We start from the raw sequence: 15582 nt of genomic DNA, 5'->3' as shown, positions 1-15582 counted from the left end.
GCCGAGGGCGCTGCGGCGGCGTTCTCGATCAGCGCTCTCAATTGTCCTGCAATGACTCCACGCCCATTTCATCCCACACTGCCTCCGCCAGGTGGAATGTCGCATTGGCCGCTGGAATGCCGCAGTAGATCGCGCTCTGCATCAGCACTTCCTTGATTTCCTCACGGGTCACCCCGTTGTTTTTCGCGGCCTTGAGGTGCAGGCGCAACTCGCCTTCGCGATTCATGCCGATCAGCATCGCGATGGTGATCAGGCTGCGCGTATGGCGCGGCAACCCCGGACGCGTCCAGATATCACCCCAGGCGTGACGGGTGATCATCTCCTGGAATTCTTCATTGAACGGCGTCAGTTTGCTCAGGCTGTTATCGACATGCGCGTCGCCCAGCACCGCGCGGCGCACTTGCATGCCGGCTTCGTAACGTTCGTCTTCGGTCATCGGGAAATCCTTGTGTGTTCGGCCACGGCGCGCTCGACCCAATGGCGAGCCTGGCCAAGGTAATGGGCCGGATCGAGCAGACGATCCAGCTCGTCAGAAGAAAACTGCTCGCTGACCTGCGGGGTTTCGCCGAGCACCTGACGCAAATGCGCGCCCTGCTCCACCGCACGCCGGCAGCACTGTTCAACCAGATGGTGGGCTGCATCGCGCCCGATGCGCTGAGCCAGCGCAATGCTCACTGCCTCGGCAAGAACCAGGCCTTTGGTGGATTGCAGATTGACCGCCATGCGCTCGGCATCGACCTGCAGACCGGGTATCACCTGCAATGCCTGCTGCAGCGAACCGGAGACCAGACAGCACAGCTCCGGCAAGGTCTCCCACTCGGCATGCCACAGGCCCAGACTGCGTTCATGTTCCTGCGGCATGGCCGCCAGCATCGTGGCCACCAGCCCCGGTGCGCGGGTGGCAGTGCTGATCATGACCGCAGCGCCGACCGGGTTGCGTTTGTGCGGCATGGTCGAAGACCCGCCCTTGCCCGGTGCCGAAGGCTCGAAGACCTCGCCCACTTCGGTCTGCATCAGCAGGCTCACGTCGCGCCCGAGTTTGCCGAGACTGCCGGCGATCAGGCCCAGCAGGCTGGCAAACTCCACCAGTCGGTCGCGCTGGGTGTGCCAGGGCTGCTCGGGCAACTCCAGCTGCAGTTCACCGGCCAGCGCTTCGGCCACCGAAAAGGCCTGATCGCCCAGCGCCGCGAGGCTGCCGGAAGCGCCGCCGAACTGCAGGCACAGCAGGCGCGGTTTGATCTCGTTCAAACGCTGTCGATGGCGAGTGACCGCGCCCAGCCAGCCGGCGATTTTCATCCCCAGGGTGACCGGCGTGGCCTGCTGCAGCCAGGTGCGTCCGGCCAGCGGCGTGCCAGCATGATGCTGCGCCTGCTCAGCCATCGCATCGGCCAGTCGGGTAAGGTCATGCTCAAGCAGCACGATGGCTCGACGCAGTTGCAGGATCAGCCCGCTGTCCATCACATCCTGACTGGTCGCGCCCATGTGCACGTAGCGCTCGGCTTCAGCACTGCGTGCGGCAATCTGTTTGCCCAGCGCCTTGACCAGCGGAATCGCCGAATTGCCGGCACTGCCGATGGCGATTGCCAGCGCGTCGAAATCGAACAGCCGTGCGTCGCAGCTCAGCTCGATGTCGGCGACCACTTCAGGCGGGATCAGGCCGACCCGTGCCTGCGCCCGCGCCAGCGCAGCCTCGAAATCGAGCATGCCCTGCACCCGACCTTCGTCGGAAAAAATCTCGCGCATTTCGGGTTGCATGAAGTAGGCATCGAAAAGTTGATTGCTCGCTCTGTTCACATCACCACTCCAGATTGAAAGGTTTCAGGTAGCGTCCGAATGACTGACCCAGCCCTTGATCAGCACCGCAATCGCGGCCAGCGCCGCCGGAATCACCAGCGCGGTCAGCACCTGCTCGAACGTCCAGCCCAGGCCCAGCAGCGTGGCACCGGCCCAGGCGCCGAGAATGGCGCCGAAACGGCCGATCCCGAGCATCCACGACACCCCCGTGGCACGCCCCTGGGTGGGGTAAAAACGCGCTGCCAGTGACGGCATCGCCGACTGCGCGCCGTTGATGCACATACCGGCCAGCAGCACCAGTGTCGCCAACAGCGCGACGTTACCCAGACTCTGCCCGACCAGCCAGGCGAACACACCCGCCAGCGCATAGGCACAACCAATGACCTTGTGCGGGTTGTAACGATCCATCGCCCAGCCCACGCCCACAGCGCTCAACACGCCGCCGAACTGAAACAGCGCGCCGATGAAAGCCGACTGTTCCATGCTCGCGCCGCTCTCGCGCATCAGCGTCGGCAGCCAGCTGGTCAGCAGGTAGACGATGACCAGGCCCATGAAATACGTCAGCCACAGCAACAGCGTGCCGGCGCTGTAGGTGCCGGAAAAAATCACTTTCAGCACGTTGCGGCTGCTGACCGTTTTCTGTTCGGGAACGCTGAAGTCAGTGATGCCGGCCAGTGCCTTCGGCGCGATCGGTGCCAGTACCTTGCGGATCCGCTCCGCACCGCGATTGCGAACCACCAGAAACCGCGCCGACTCCGGCAGCCAGACCATCAGCACCAACCCCAGCAGGAGGGGCAGGATACCGCCCAGCATCAGCAGGCTGTGCCAGCCCATGCTGGGGATCAGCTTGGCCGACACAAAACCGCCGCAGGCCATGCCCAGATTGAAACCGCAGAACATGCTCGTCACCAGCAACGACTTGAGCCGTTCGGGGGTGTATTCCGACAGCAACGTGGTGGCGTTGGGCATCGCTGCGCCAAGCCCGAGCCCGGTCAACAGGCGCAGAACCAGCAATTGATCGATGTTGCTGCTGTAGGCTGATGCCAGGCTGAATAGACCGAACAGCAGCACCGCGACCACCAGCACCACCTTGCGTCCGAAGCGGTCCGCCAGCGGGCCGGAACCCAGCGCGCCGAACACCATGCCGATCAGCGCAGCGCTCATCACCGGCCCCAGACTGGCCCGATCAATCCCCCAATCCTGGCTGAGCGCGGGGGCAATGAAGCCCATTGCAGCAGTATCGAGGCCGTCGAGAAACACGATCAGAAAACACAGCGCAACCACTCGCCATTGATACCCGGATAGCGGCTGCGCATTGATGAAGGCCTGAACGTCGAGCGTACTCGGCGTGGGGCTGCCGGCGGAAAGCGTCATGGAGGTGTCCTTTTATTTTTATAGGGTCGCCTGCCGATGCAGGCGCCTTGAATCGCACGCACATTGATTTCGCAATCGACAAGCGATTCAGAAATCGAAGAACACTGTCTCGCCTTCACCCTGCACACGGATATCAAAACGATAGGCCGTCTGCCCCTCGTACGTGCAGCGGCGCGCCACCAGGGTTTCGCGACGCGGGGGCTGCTCGATCAGATTGAGCACCGGGTCCTGCGCATTCGCCTGGGCTTCGTCGTCGAAATACAACCGCGTCTGCAGATGAATATTGATGCCACGCGCAAACAGCGAAACATTGATGTGCGCCGCCATCGGCACACCCGCCGCATTGCGCGCAGAGCCTGGCTTGATGGTCTTCAGGATCCACTGGCCATCGTCCGCGGTTGCCGTGCGACCAAAGCCGTTGAACGGCCTGTCCGGGTGGAATTCGCTGTGATACGCGCCCTGATGATCCGCCTGCCAGAATTCCAGGTAGGCATCGCGGATCAGATGGCCGTTGCCGTCGAAGACGTTGCCCAGCAACACGATGTGCTCGCCGGGCGCCTCGGGCCTGGCCATCTCGTTCCAGATTTCCAGCTCGCGGGTCGGGTTGCCGGCCACCTGCGGTGCAAGACCGATGTGGACGTAGGGGCCAGCGGTTTGCGAAGGGGTTTCCTGCAGCAATTGAACGGGCATGTCGGGCCTCCTCAGCAGTTTTCGAAGTGAGTCTTGCGCTGGCCGCGCAACACGATATCAAAGCGATACGCCAGGCAATCCATTGGATTGCCCATGCCCAGGTCGAGCCTGGCAATCAGGCTCTGCACGGCGTCCGGGTTGGCGATGGCCTTGACGATCGGGCAGATCGGAATCAGCGGATCGCCTTCGAAATACAACTGGGTGATCAGCCGTGTGGCAATCGACGGCCCGCTGATCGACACATGAATGTGTGCCGGGCGCCAGTCGTTGGGACCGTTGCGCCATGGGTAAGGCCCTGGCTTGACGGTACGGAAGCTGTAATTGCCTTCGCTGTCGGTCAACGCACGTCCGACGCCGCCGAAATTGGGATCGATGGGCGCCAGATAGGCATCGCGCTTGTGGCGATAACGCCCGCCGGCGTTGGCCTGCCAGATCTCCACCAGGGTATGCGGGATCGGCTTTCCATACTGATCGCAGACCCGCCCGGCCAGCAGAATACGCTCACCGATGGGCAGCCCACCGTTGTTGAAATTGAGCAGCAGGTCGTTATCGTGCTGGCCGAATTTCAAATGCGAGAAATCCGGGCCGGTGGTTTCGGAAATGGACTGCGGGATACTGACCAGCGCCTGGCGCGGCGAGCGCAGGATCGAGGTCTTGTAATCAGGTGTGAGCGCTTTTGGATGCCAGTTTCGGTCACGAATGACGAAGCGACTGTTGTCCGCGGCAGACATGGCGTTCTCCTCTTTTTTCTTTCTTATGGGGCGCGCAGGCGTCGATCACATGCGCTACAGGCTGCGGCGAAGTGTCGCGCGATCCATGCTTATAGAGAACTGAAATAAACCCCATGATCCATAACCATTTGGTTATGGATGCTAGACTTTGCGACAGGCTTCTCCAAGACTGCGCAGCTCGTCCACGCACCACTGTGCTGCGCGTGTGAGTGGCAAGGCCGGGTTGCTGCACAAACCGACCGAGCCGCCCGGCTCACGAATACCCATGTCCAGTTCGACCAGCGTGCCACCTTTCAACTCCAGCGACACGGCATCCAGTGGCGCGATCCACACCGCATCGCTGCATTGCACATAGCGCCGACTGAGGGTAAGCGAGAGGGTTTCCAGGCGTTGCCGCGGCATGCGAATACCGCACTGCACGAACAGGCTGTCGGCAAACTTGCGGATGGTCGTGCCTGCCAGCGGCAACACCAGCGGGAATTGCTCCAGGCTTTCGGGCTTGAGCGGCGCAGCCAGCAGCGGGTGATCGCTGCGCACCACCAGTGTCATCGACTCGTTGTACAGGTGCTCGAACGTCAGGCCCTGAATCTGCGGGCTGTCAGTCATGCGCCCGACCACCAGATCCAGCTCCCCTACCCTCAATTGCGACAGCAGATAGGCACTGGGCCCGGTCATCACGCTGACGATCAGCGCCGGGTGCCGCTGGTGCAGGCGATGAACGACCTCAGGCACCAGCAGGCTTTCGGCCGTCGACAGTACGCCCAGCCGTGCAGTAACGGTGTCATGTTCACCGGATCTCAGGCTGCTGACACCCTCGCGCAGGGCCTGAACGCTCGGCCCGGCAAAGCGCATGAACGCCACACCCGCTTCGGTAAGTGCCGCACCGCTCTTGCTGCGCACGAACAACGTGGTGTCGAGCAGGGTTTCCAGCTCTTTGAGACTTTTCGACAACGCAGGCTGACTGATCGCCAGAACGTCGGAGGCACGCGCCAGACTGCCCTGCCGGGCCACTTCGAGAAAGCAGACCAGATGGCGAAATTTGATGCGTGTATCGATATTCACTGCGCGTCGTGTCCGGTAAATGAAAGGGAATGCAACTCAACGACAAGACAGCTCAGCGACTCAGAAACGACGCCACTTGAGGCGCGTCAAATGGCCAGTCCAGCTCGTCACCGGTGTCGACTCGACGCAACACAGGAACGCGCAACTCGTAGCGTTCAAGCAGTTGCTCATCCTCGCAGATGTCGACCAGCTCAACCAGCAGGCCGTGCTCAATGGCAAACGGCAGTAAAACCGCTTCGGCAACCTCGCACAGCGGACATCCCAGGGTGCTGAACAGCTGGCATTCGGGGGGCATGAGTCAATCCTCGGCGAATCCTCGGTGAGCGGAAATTATTCTAGGCGCGCACCGGGATCACGTCGACACCCGGAAATGCGCCTTGCTGAATGCGTTGGCGCGGTCCAGTACCGGTTTCTCGAAGTAACGATAACCTACCCAGCCATAGCACACCGCCGCAGCCAGCATCAGCAGCGCGAAAAACAGGTTGTCCAGATAGCTTTCGGGCCAGGCCCCCACCAGGCTCCAGACCCTGCCGATCACCCCCAGCACCAGCAGATGAGACAGATAGATCGTGTAGGACATATCGCCCACGGCAACCAGAAACCCGGGCACCAGCAGGTGTCGGCGTCGTTCGAGCAAGGCCAGCGTCAGGACCAGCACGCCGAACGAGCCCCCGACCATGAGCATGCGCAGCAGGCCCTGACTTTCATACAACCGGTAATAGCCGATCAGGGGCACCGCCGCCAACAGCGCGACACCGAGCAGTAACCAGACCGCAGCCGTCGGTACGCGGGCACTGTGGCGACCGTAAAAGAACAGGGCCAGCGCGGCGCCCAGCATGAACTCGAGGGCATAGGGATGCAGGATGATCTTCACTGCCGAGGAATAGTCCTGCCAGTCTGCCAGCGTATTGAACACCACGATGATCACGCCCCAGCCGCCAAGCAGAAACGGCAGACTGCGCTCGCGAAACAGCAGGAAGCCGGAGAACACCACGTAGAACCACAACTCGAACAGCAGCGACCAGGCGACCATCACCAGCAGCACCTTGTCGTTGGGCAACAACAGGAACGACATGATCAGGTTGGACGAGCCATGCCCGCTGTTGACCATGCCCGGCTGCACCAGATAAACCGCCAGGGTGATGAAAAAGTACAGCCAGTACGTGGGATAGATCCGCGATACTCGATTGAACAGAAAGCGCTGAGCCTCGATTGCGCTCTGAAAACGTCCACGGCTGACAATCACCATGACGAATCCGCTGATGACGAAAAACAGATCGACGCCCAGCTGAAAAAAATCGAGCCAGGGCGGCAGAAGGATATCGCCACCGGAAAACTTGCTCTCTACCGACATCATGTGAAACAACACAACGCCAAGGACCGCTACGCCCCTGAGCCCCTGCAGGGAATACAGCCGCTCCATGCCTCTCTCCATTCAACGGATGTCGCGCGCGCCAGGCCATCCCGTGGTCACGCGTGTGGAGCATAGCCAATGGCCAGAAATACGGAACCCCAATCTTCCAGTGCTTGCGGTTTTTCCTGGCAGATAGTTTTGGAGTAAGGTGCAGCGGCAGCGTAAAGCCTGATCGAACACGATACGGCAATCGAAGTGAACCTTCAGGAATCACCTGTACTCGAAACATTCATACGCCCACCAAACGGAGAACATCATGGCCCGCGAAACTGCACAGAATGCTCAGGAAATCCTGAGAGCCGACTTCCAGGTACTGGTTGCCGACACTGAGAAATTGCTGGCGCATACCGCCTCTCTGGCGGGTGATCAGGCCGATGAACTGCGCGCCCAGATCCGTGAAAGTCTGCTGCGTGCCAAGGAAACCCTGAAGACCACCGAAGACTCGCTGCGCGAGCGCGGCGAAGCCGCAGTGGTCGCCACCGAAGATTACGTTCAGAACAACCCCTGGCAGTCCGTCGGTATCGCCGCAGGTGTCGGCTTTCTGATCGGTCTGCTGGCTACAAGGCGCTAACATCATGACTCTGGGAACGGAATCAGCACCGCCCGAGGGAACTCCGGGCTCTTCACCGCGGCGCCTGGGCGCTGCATTCCTTGGCCTGTTGCACACTCACGTCGAGCTGTTCGGCATCGAATTGCAGGAACAGAAAGCGCGAACCGTCAGCCTGCTGCTGTTCGCCGGTCTGGCCCTGGTTTTCGGCCTGCTGCTGCTCACCGGGCTCTCGGCCTTGCTGCTGATCGTTCTGTGGGACAGCTATCGTCTGGCGGGCATCGTCGGCCTGTGTACGTTTTACCTGCTGGCCGCGATCTTCTGTGGATTGCGCCTCAAGGCAGCGATCTTCGACGAGTCCTCGCCTTTCCATGCGACCCTCGAAGAACTGGCCAATGACCGTGAGCGATTGATGCCATGAGTGAACCCAAGTCGCACCAGAGCAATACCCGTCGAGAACTGCGCAAGGCATTGATTCGCTTGCGCATGGAAATGCACCGCCAGGAAATTCGCCACGAATCGACGCAACTGATGCAGCCGTTGCAACGCTTTCGCGGCATCCGCCATGACTGGAAAAGCGCGCTGGGCTTTCGCCACGCGCCGCTCTGGGGCGTGGGCTCGGTGGCCCTGCTGGGCTTCCTGAGCGGTAAACGTGCCAAAACCGGACGTACCAGCCTGCTGGGACGCCTGTTGAAGCTGGGCATCACCTTGACGCCCCTGGTCAAGGTCGCCATGCAAGCACGCACCCTGCAGAATCGCAATCGCAAAGTCTGATTGCACCCTGCGTCTCGCGTGACCCAGGCTCGAATCTCCCGGCCTGAATGTAAATGCCTGCTCCGGTATTCCGGAGCAGGCATTTGTTTTTCTACGGGGCCTGATTTCATCAATGCGGCCCTTGCGGCAGGCGTGTCGAACCGGGAAGCTACGCCCCTATTATTGACGGAGTGAACGCATTGGATTGGCAAACACTGCTTAACCGCGAACGACTGGGCAAGACCCTGCACAGCCCCGAGGAACTGGGGCGCAGTCCGTTTCACAAGGACCATGACCGGATCATCTTTTCCGGGGCCTTCCGCCGCCTGGGACGCAAGACCCAGGTGCATCCGGTGTCCAGCAACGATCATATCCATACGCGCCTGACCCATTCGCTGGAAGTCAGTTGTGTCGGCCGCTCGCTGGGGATGCGCGTCGGCGAAACGCTGCGCTCTGCCCTGCCCGACTGGTGCGATCCGAGCGACCTGGGCATGGTCGTGCAGTCGGCCTGTCTGGCGCACGACATCGGCAATCCGCCGTTCGGTCACTCGGGCGAAGATGCGATTCGCAACTGGTTCAATCAGGCGGCCGGGCGTGGCTGGCTCGACGCGATGAGCGAGACCGAGCGCAATGACTTCCTCAATTTCGAAGGCAATGCCCAAGGGTTCCGGGTGCTGACGCAGCTGGAATACCACCAGTTCGACGGCGGCACCCGCCTGACCTACGCCACATTGGGCACTTACCTCAAATACCCGTGGACCGCCCGCCATGCGGACTCGCTGGGCTACAAGAAGCACAAGTTCGGCTGCTATCAGAGCGAACTGCCAATCCTTGAGCAGATCGCCGGCAAGCTGGGTTTGCCGCAGCTCGAAGATCAGCGCTGGGCGCGTCATCCGCTGGTTTATCTGATGGAAGCCGCCGACGACATCTGTTACGCCCTGATCGATCTGGAAGACGGTCTGGAGATGGACCTGCTCAATTACGCGGAAGTGGAATCGCTTTTGCTCGGGCTGGTCGGCGATGATCTGCCGGAAACCTACCGACAGTTGGGCCCGGGCGACTCACGACGGCGCAAACTGGCAATCCTGCGTGGCAAGGCTATCGAGCACTTGACCAACGCGGCCGCCAGAGCCTTCGTCGAGCAGCAGGACGCCTTGCTGGCCGGCACCCTGCCTGGAGACCTGGTCGAGCACATGCACGGTCCGGCCAAACGCTGTGTGCTCAACGCCAAGGACATGGCGCGCAAGAAAATCTTTCAGGACAAGCGCAAGACACTGCATGAAATCGGTGCCTACACCACGCTGGAAATCCTCCTCAACGCGTTCTGCGGCGCGGCCGTCGAACAGTTTGGCGGCAGGACACCCTCGTTCAAGCATCGACGCATCCTCGACTTGCTGGGTAACAGCGCGCCCGATCCCAAGGCACCGCTGCATGCCTCGTTCCTGCGCATGATCGATTTCATCGCCGGGATGACCGACAGCTACGCCAGCGAAATGGCCCGGGAAATGACCGGCCGCTCCGGACAGATATAGCTTCCATCGACCAGCCCGCTGCCTGAATGGGTGCAGGCAAAAGGCTGGTCAGACTGATTGCCTCGCAAAACTCAGACAGGCCCTACATGCATGTCAGACGGGTCCTATCGCAGCTTTTCTTGCATCCCTCAATAATTCCAGCCACTTCAACTGCCATCCGGCACATCATCCATCCGCCTGCGATACTCACGGGTCCGCACGCCGCCTGCCGATGCCTGAACGCTTCGCCAGGGCCTTTCCGGAACGCTCATGTCCACACATAGCCTGCGCATCCTTCTGGTGGAAGATCACCCGTTTCAACTGATCGCCACTCAGGTGCTGCTCAACAACCATGGCTACTTCCTGCTGACTCCCGTGCTGACGGCGGCCGAGGCCATGGCCGCCATGCAACGCAGCGCGGAACCCTACGGGCTTGTGCTGTGCGATCAGTGCCTGCCGGACATGTCAGGCCTCGACCTGATCGACGAGGCCGCCCGACACGGCTGGCTGCGCCAGGCCATTCTGCTCAGCGGCTTGCCTGATACACAGCTTGAAAACCTGCAGCAACTCGCCCTGCAGCGCGATCTCCCCCTGCTCGGTTGCCTGAGCAAACCCCTGCACGGGCCCGACCTCAGCCGCCTGCTGGGGAACCTCGTTGACTGACGTCGGCCAGCCGGCTTTATTCGGCTTCAAATATGCCGGGCAAAAACAGGTACATGCCAGACGCCGGCAAACTGGATTGATTAATTCGACGTTCAGACCCGTAGGAAATCATCAGTCAACATGAATGATGATTCCAGAAAGTAATAAACATTCGGGGCAGCACTCGCCAAACACACATTGAAATAAGCGTTAACGTTTAAACACACTTATGTTCTACGTAGGCTTTTACGTACTCCGATACGCTAATTTTTGTAGGACTTTTCCTATATATGCCTGCCGAGCAAGTCTCTTTATGTGCCTGCCCGAACATCTGAGCTAAGGTGCGCGCTTTCTTCACTGCTTGTTATGGAATGGAATATGAACTCAGTTTTTATCATCGACGACCATCCGGTCATCCGGATGGCGGTAAGAATGCTTCTGGAGAACGAAAATTATGAGGTGGTCGGCGAGACCGATAACGGTGTCGACGCCATGCAAATGGTGCGTGAGTGCATGCCCGACCTGATCATCCTCGACATCAGCATTCCCAAGCTCGACGGCCTCGAGGTGCTGGCCCGCTTCAATACGATGGGGCTGCCCTCCAAGATTCTGGTGCTGACGTCGCAGACCCCCAACCTGTTTGCCATTCGCTGCATGCAATCGGGCGCCTCGGGTTATGTGTGCAAACAGGAAGACCTCAGTGAACTGCTCAGTTCGGTGAAAGCGGTATTATCCGGCTACAATTACTTTCCCAGTCAGGCGTTGACGTGCGCAGTTCGTGAAGATGGCCAGACCGACGAGCTGGAGCTGTTCAAGTTGGTCAATGACCGTGAACTGATGGTATTGCAGTTATTTGCCCAGGGCCGTTCCAACAAGGAAATAGCCAAGGGCATGTTTCTCAGTAACAAAACCGTCAGTACTTACAAAACGCGGCTTATGCAAAAACTGAAAACCAGAACCTTGGTAGAACTTATCGAGATGGCAAAACGCAACGCGCTAGTGTGAGAAAACGGATGTCCAAGCGCTTCAGACAATTATTAATACTGGCCACAAGCCTGTGCATAGGCTGGGGTGCTGAGGCCGGTGTTCATGCGGCCGATCACTATACCCTGCTCGGTCGCTCGAGTCCGGCGCACATGGACGTGAAACTGGACAATAACCAGTGGCAGTGGGTGCGCGGGCAACGCGAACTGATTCTCGGCACCTCCAACCCTGATTACCCACCCTTCGATATCACGATGTCGGGTAACGATTACGAAGGCATCACTGCCGATTACGCAGGGATCATCTCGGATGCGCTGGACCTGCCGATCAGGGTTCAGCGTTTCGAAACCCGTGATGCTGCAATCAAGGCCCTCGGCGCAGGCCAGATCGATCTGCTGGGCACCGCAAACGGTTTTGAAGCAGTCGATCGCACCATCAGGCTTTCACAGCCCTACTCGGTGGACCAGCCCGTCCTGGTCACCCGGGTCGGAGACAACCGCCCCCTGAACGAGGGCCTGAAAGGCATGCGGCTGAGCATGGTCTATCACTACCTGCCGCCTGCCGAGGTCGAAGCGTCCTATCCCGGCGCGACACTGAAGACCTATCCCTCTTTTCAGAACGCCATCAATGCAGTCGCCTTCAATCAGGCGGATGTGTTCCTGGGCGATACGATTTCCACCCAATACATCATCAATAAGGGGTATCTGAACAACGTGCAGATGTCGAATTTCGGCAAGCACGAGCCCAACGGCTTCAGCTTCGCGGTCAGCAGTGAAAACCCGCAACTGCTGGGCATCATCAATCAGACGCTTAAGGCGATCCCGGTTGATGAACGCGTCAATATCTCCAGACGCTGGAGCACGGGCAGCGACTTGATGCTCACCGACCAGAAGCTGCAACTGACGCAACGCGAGGAGCGCTGGATCGCTCAGCACCCTACCGTGCGCGTAGTCGTCAACGAAGCGTATGCACCGCTGACATTCTTCGATGCCAAGGGGAACTTTCGCGGCATCACCGCAGACTTGCTCGAACTGGTACGTCTGCGTACCGGGCTCAGGTTCGACGTCAAACGCTCGCCCAGCCTGACCGACATGTTGAATCAGGTCAGCGAAGGCCAGGCAGACATGATCGGTGCGCTGGTGTCCAGTGATGCACGCGAGGACCGATTGAGCTTCACCCGTCCCTACATCGACAATTCGTTCGTGCTGGTCACCCGCAAGGAACCGGGCGCCCCCAGCTATCTGGAGCAGATGGACGGCAAGCGTCTGGCAATTACCCAGGGCAGCCCGGTGCTCGACTGGCTAAGCCGCAAATACCCCAGGGTGGTGCCGCTGGAAATCGACAACCCGTTCCAGGCGCTGGACATGTTGTCACTGGGCAGAGCGGAAGGTGCGGTCATCTCGCTGCTCAGCGCAGACTATTTCCTGTCGTCCGGGATCTTCGAGGAGCGTTTGCAGATGACCGCCACCGTCGGCGAGGATCCGGCGCTGATTTCCATGGCGACCTCACGCAACGCCATCGAGCTGAGCTCGATTCTCGACAAGGCGCTGGCGAGCATCGCGCCGCAGGATCTGGCAGCGATCAACAACCGCTGGCGCGTCTATACCCCTTCACGCGCCAACTGGCACGACTATGAACGGCTGATCTATCAGATTGTGGTGGGTGCAGGCCTGTTGCTGCTGGGCCTGCTGGCCTGGAATGCGTGGATGCGGCGGCAGATACGTCAGCGCGAAGCTGCGGAGCGGGCGCTGGGCGATCAGTTCGAATTCATGCGCGCCCTGGTCGAGGGTACGCCGCATCCGATCTATGTTCGGGATCGCGAAGGTATGCTGCGCATGTGCAATGACAGCTACCTCAGGGTGTTCTCCGCGAAACGGGAAGACATCATCGGCAAGAGCGCTACCGAAGGGGTACTGGGCAATGCCTTCGAAGCCCGGGAATACGCTGCCGACTATCAGCGGGTCATGGCCAGCAATACCGCGCTGATCCTCGACCGCCCTCTGCGCATTGGCGATCGACGGCTGACCATCTACCACTGGATCCTGCCGTTTCGTGACTCTCTGGGCGAAGTACAGGGCATCATCGGCGGCTGGATCGACATCAGCGAGCGTCGCCAGCTCATCGAAGACTTGCAGGCTGCCAAGGAACAGGCCGACGCCGCCAGCCGGGCCAAGAGCACCTTCCTGGCCACCATGAGCCATGAAATCCGCACGCCCATGAATGCGGTGATCGGCATGCTGGAACTGGCGCTCAAACGTGCCGATCATGGCGAACTGGATCGCTCCGCCATCGAAGTCGCCTACAGTTCGGCCAATGACCTGCTGGACCTGATCGGCGACATCCTCGACATCGCCCGCATCGAATCCGGGCGGCTGTCACTCAACCCCGAGCGTGCGAATCTGCGTCGGCTGGTGGAGGCGGTGCTCCGGGTATTCGACGGTCTGGCGCGGCAGAAGGACCTCGAGCTGGTGCTCGAACTGGACAGCAGGATCAACGCCGACGTACTGATCGACCCGTTGCGCTTCAAACAGATACTGTCCAATCTGGTCAGCAACGCCATCAAGTTCACCCCGATGGGGCGGATCAAGGTCGTACTGCTGGCAGCCGAAAGTCCGGACCCGCAACTGCTGCATCTGCACATCACCGTTCAGGACAGCGGCATCGGCATCAGTGTCGAAGACCAGCAACGTTTGTTCGAGCCGTTCGCCCAGGCCGATAACACCGGACAAATGGCGCGTACCGGCGCCGGACTCGGGCTGGTGATCTGCCGCAGCCTGTGCATGATGATGGGCGGCAACCTTTCGCTCGACAGCACGCCAGGGCACGGCACCCGGATCAGCATGAACCTGGTGCTGACCACACTTGAACCGCTGACCGGGCAGCCCGTCGTTGCGCAACCGGCAGCCGTCGTTCATCAGACCCTCAGAATCCTGATCGTCGACGATCATCCTGCCAATCGACTGCTGCTTTGCCAGCAACTGAGGTTTCTCGGCCATCACTGCGAAATGGCCGAAAACGGCGCGCAAGGGCTCGATCGCTGGAAAAACGATGCCTTCGATCTGGTCGTCGCCGATTGGAATGCCCCAATAAATCCCAAATATCCTTTTTAAATCAAACAGTTAAATCGAAAAACGCTATATTTTTAACCGTGCTTTCCCAACTTTCCTATCCCAATGAAATCAGATGTTTATGGTTGCGTTTTGGGGAAGATTTAGAAGGAAAGCGCACGCAACTGTCCCTCCCCCGGCGTCCTGCCGACGAACACCACTCCCCAAATCTGAAAGACTCAACTACTGTATGCCCATACAGCAATTGAGAATCACCCCCATGAACGAGAGCAACAGCTCAGACGCCTTGGCCGAATGGCACAAAAGGCTCAACGACAGGAGGCAATGGACGAACCCTGCAGTCACCTACCGATTTCTGGCGCGTATGGCCGAAGACATGCAGGCCGGCGGGCTGATCGATCCATTGGAGCGCTTTGAGCTATTCGAACTGGCCAGCGCTGCCTTCTGCCATTTCACCGAGGAAGGCAACCATGAATGGCGGCATCAGGCGTCGGACTATCTGGCCTACAACAAGGGCGGCATCGTAGTCGGCAGCCTGCTGAACTCCCGATACGTGCTTCATGAGGCCGACCAGTCGCCCTATCACGCCGCCCACTTCGCTTTTCTCAACGAGAAAAACGACCTCATCATGCGGGACTACAAGAAGTACGGCGTGCTCGAGGGTCGCTACATCTATACCGAAACCGGCCAGACGCTGACACTGGTTGAGCAATCCAGGCAGATCAACGGTGTGAGCTATCAACGCCTGAGCGATGAGGATCAATATCGAGCGCTCGTCGACGCCTCAGCGGTGGCCCTCGACCAAGGCGATTTCAACGCCTACGTTTCGCTATGGGAGCGTCATAGCTACTCGATATTTATAAGATGTCTTCACTGCTTGGATGGATTCGCAGTGCGTGACGATTGCACGCACTGTGACGGGCGAGGCTTTATCGAAGACCCGCACTGCCCGAACAAGCTGCCGCATTCACTCAGCCGCCAACGGGGCGTTCCGACAGAGTAGCGGAGCGCC

General features: G+C 59.8%; 16 protein-coding genes. 8 read left to right on the top strand and 8 right to left on the bottom strand.

Annotated features, from left to right (window positions below; all coding sequences use genetic code 11):
- Window positions 1-37: 37 nt before the first annotated feature.
- The 8 genes from pcaC to AC54XV_RS11275 all read right to left on the bottom strand — a co-directional run bounded on the left by pcaC (window position 38) and on the right by AC54XV_RS11275 (window position 7074).
- Window positions 38-436 carry a 4-carboxymuconolactone decarboxylase gene (gene pcaC, locus AC54XV_RS11310; protein WP_003315610.1) on the bottom strand — a complete coding sequence of 133 codons (399 nt, stop codon included), beginning with the start codon at window positions 434-436 and terminating at the stop codon, window positions 38-40.
- A complete protein-coding gene (locus tag AC54XV_RS11305; RefSeq protein ID WP_024642884.1) occupies window positions 433-1794 on the bottom strand; it encodes a 3-carboxy-cis,cis-muconate cycloisomerase in 1362 nt (453 codons plus the stop codon). The genes pcaC and AC54XV_RS11305 overlap by 4 nt, the downstream gene beginning before the upstream one ends.
- 24 nt (window positions 1795-1818) lie before the next feature.
- Complete coding sequence (pcaK, locus tag AC54XV_RS11300; RefSeq protein WP_058398726.1) at window positions 1819-3168, bottom strand: 4-hydroxybenzoate transporter PcaK; 1350 nt, start codon at window positions 3166-3168, stop codon at window positions 1819-1821.
- Window positions 3169-3255: 87 nt separating this feature from the next.
- Window positions 3256-3858, bottom strand: coding sequence for a protocatechuate 3,4-dioxygenase subunit alpha (gene pcaG / locus AC54XV_RS11295; RefSeq protein ID WP_011267445.1), 603 nt, complete (start codon window positions 3856-3858; stop codon window positions 3256-3258).
- A gap of 11 nt (window positions 3859-3869) precedes the next feature.
- Window positions 3870-4589, bottom strand: coding sequence for a protocatechuate 3,4-dioxygenase subunit beta (gene pcaH, locus AC54XV_RS11290; RefSeq protein ID WP_003366939.1), 720 nt, complete (start codon window positions 4587-4589; stop codon window positions 3870-3872).
- Between the two features lie 141 nt (window positions 4590-4730).
- Window positions 4731-5651, bottom strand: coding sequence for a pca operon transcription factor PcaQ (gene pcaQ, locus AC54XV_RS11285; protein ID WP_011267444.1), 921 nt, complete (start codon window positions 5649-5651; stop codon window positions 4731-4733).
- A 52-nt stretch (window positions 5652-5703) separates the two neighbouring features.
- Window positions 5704-5946, bottom strand: coding sequence for a glutaredoxin family protein (locus tag AC54XV_RS11280; RefSeq protein ID WP_003315616.1), 243 nt, complete (start codon window positions 5944-5946; stop codon window positions 5704-5706).
- 57 nt (window positions 5947-6003) lie between these two features.
- Window positions 6004-7074: an acyltransferase family protein gene (locus tag AC54XV_RS11275; protein WP_058398725.1), complete on the bottom strand. Its 1071-nt coding sequence runs from the start codon at window positions 7072-7074 to the stop codon at window positions 6004-6006.
- Between the two features lie 247 nt (window positions 7075-7321).
- Here AC54XV_RS11275 and AC54XV_RS11270 point away from each other — a divergent pair, with 247 nt between their 5' ends.
- The 8 genes from AC54XV_RS11270 (at window position 7322) to AC54XV_RS11235 (ending at window position 15573) form a co-directional block, all read left to right on the top strand.
- A complete protein-coding gene (locus tag AC54XV_RS11270; protein ID WP_003315618.1) occupies window positions 7322-7636 on the top strand; it encodes an ElaB/YgaM/YqjD family protein in 315 nt (104 codons plus the stop codon).
- A gap of 4 nt (window positions 7637-7640) precedes the next feature.
- Entirely contained in the window at window positions 7641-8033 is a 393-nt protein-coding gene (locus AC54XV_RS11265) for a phage holin family protein (RefSeq protein ID WP_002553117.1), read from the top strand.
- The gene (locus AC54XV_RS11260) at window positions 8030-8386 is read left to right on the top strand and encodes a hypothetical protein (protein WP_004408508.1); all 357 of its coding nucleotides are present in this window, start codon (window positions 8030-8032) and stop codon (window positions 8384-8386) included. Before AC54XV_RS11265 ends, AC54XV_RS11260 begins: the two co-directional genes overlap by 4 nt.
- Window positions 8387-8565: 179 nt before the next feature.
- Window positions 8566-9897 carry a deoxyguanosinetriphosphate triphosphohydrolase gene (locus AC54XV_RS11255; protein WP_057458264.1) on the top strand — a complete coding sequence of 444 codons (1332 nt, stop codon included), beginning with the start codon at window positions 8566-8568 and terminating at the stop codon, window positions 9895-9897.
- Between the two features lie 249 nt (window positions 9898-10146).
- On the top strand, window positions 10147-10539 hold the full coding sequence (locus AC54XV_RS11250) for a response regulator (RefSeq protein WP_004408512.1): 393 nt from the start codon (window positions 10147-10149) through the stop codon (window positions 10537-10539).
- Between the two features lie 357 nt (window positions 10540-10896).
- Entirely contained in the window at window positions 10897-11523 is a 627-nt protein-coding gene (locus AC54XV_RS11245) for a response regulator transcription factor (protein ID WP_004408514.1), read from the top strand.
- Between the two features lie 8 nt (window positions 11524-11531).
- Window positions 11532-14612, top strand: coding sequence for a transporter substrate-binding domain-containing protein (locus AC54XV_RS11240; RefSeq protein ID WP_496718663.1), 3081 nt, complete (start codon window positions 11532-11534; stop codon window positions 14610-14612).
- Between the two features lie 322 nt (window positions 14613-14934).
- Complete coding sequence (locus AC54XV_RS11235) at window positions 14935-15573, top strand: hypothetical protein (RefSeq protein WP_116830814.1); 639 nt, start codon at window positions 14935-14937, stop codon at window positions 15571-15573.
- Window positions 15574-15582: the final 9 nt, after the last annotated feature.

The sequence above is a fragment of the Pseudomonas fragariae (ex Marin et al. 2024) genome (assembly GCF_059621105.1).
The sequence above is the reverse complement of the archived record's forward strand: the minus strand, read 5'-3'. Positions and strand labels throughout refer to the sequence as shown.

What these genes read in the sequence shown, in the direction of transcription:
- AC54XV_RS11235 (WP_116830814.1), top strand. Translation starts at nt 14,935, where the DNA reads ATGGCCGAAGACATGCAGGCCGGCGGGCTGATCGATCCATTGGAGCGC.
- AC54XV_RS11240 (WP_496718663.1), top strand. Translation starts at nt 11,532, where the DNA reads ATGTCCAAGCGCTTCAGACAATTATTAATACTGGCCACAAGCCTGTGC.
- AC54XV_RS11265 (WP_002553117.1), top strand. Translation starts at nt 7,641, where the DNA reads ATGACTCTGGGAACGGAATCAGCACCGCCCGAGGGAACTCCGGGCTCT.
- AC54XV_RS11275 (WP_058398725.1), bottom strand. Translation starts at nt 7,074, where the DNA reads ATGGAGCGGCTGTATTCCCTGCAGGGGCTCAGGGGCGTAGCGGTCCTT.
- AC54XV_RS11250 (WP_004408512.1), top strand. Translation starts at nt 10,147, where the DNA reads ATGTCCACACATAGCCTGCGCATCCTTCTGGTGGAAGATCACCCGTTT.
- pcaK (WP_058398726.1), bottom strand. Translation starts at nt 3,168, where the DNA reads ATGACGCTTTCCGCCGGCAGCCCCACGCCGAGTACGCTCGACGTTCAG.
- AC54XV_RS11270 (WP_003315618.1), top strand. Translation starts at nt 7,322, where the DNA reads ATGGCCCGCGAAACTGCACAGAATGCTCAGGAAATCCTGAGAGCCGAC.
- AC54XV_RS11245 (WP_004408514.1), top strand. Translation starts at nt 10,897, where the DNA reads ATGAACTCAGTTTTTATCATCGACGACCATCCGGTCATCCGGATGGCG.
- pcaH (WP_003366939.1), bottom strand. Translation starts at nt 4,589, where the DNA reads ATGTCTGCCGCGGACAACAGTCGCTTCGTCATTCGTGACCGAAACTGG.
- pcaG (WP_011267445.1), bottom strand. Translation starts at nt 3,858, where the DNA reads ATGCCCGTTCAATTGCTGCAGGAAACCCCTTCGCAAACCGCTGGCCCC.
- AC54XV_RS11280 (WP_003315616.1), bottom strand. Translation starts at nt 5,946, where the DNA reads ATGCCCCCCGAATGCCAGCTGTTCAGCACCCTGGGATGTCCGCTGTGC.
- pcaC (WP_003315610.1), bottom strand. Translation starts at nt 436, where the DNA reads ATGACCGAAGACGAACGTTACGAAGCCGGCATGCAAGTGCGCCGCGCG.
- AC54XV_RS11260 (WP_004408508.1), top strand. Translation starts at nt 8,030, where the DNA reads ATGAGTGAACCCAAGTCGCACCAGAGCAATACCCGTCGAGAACTGCGC.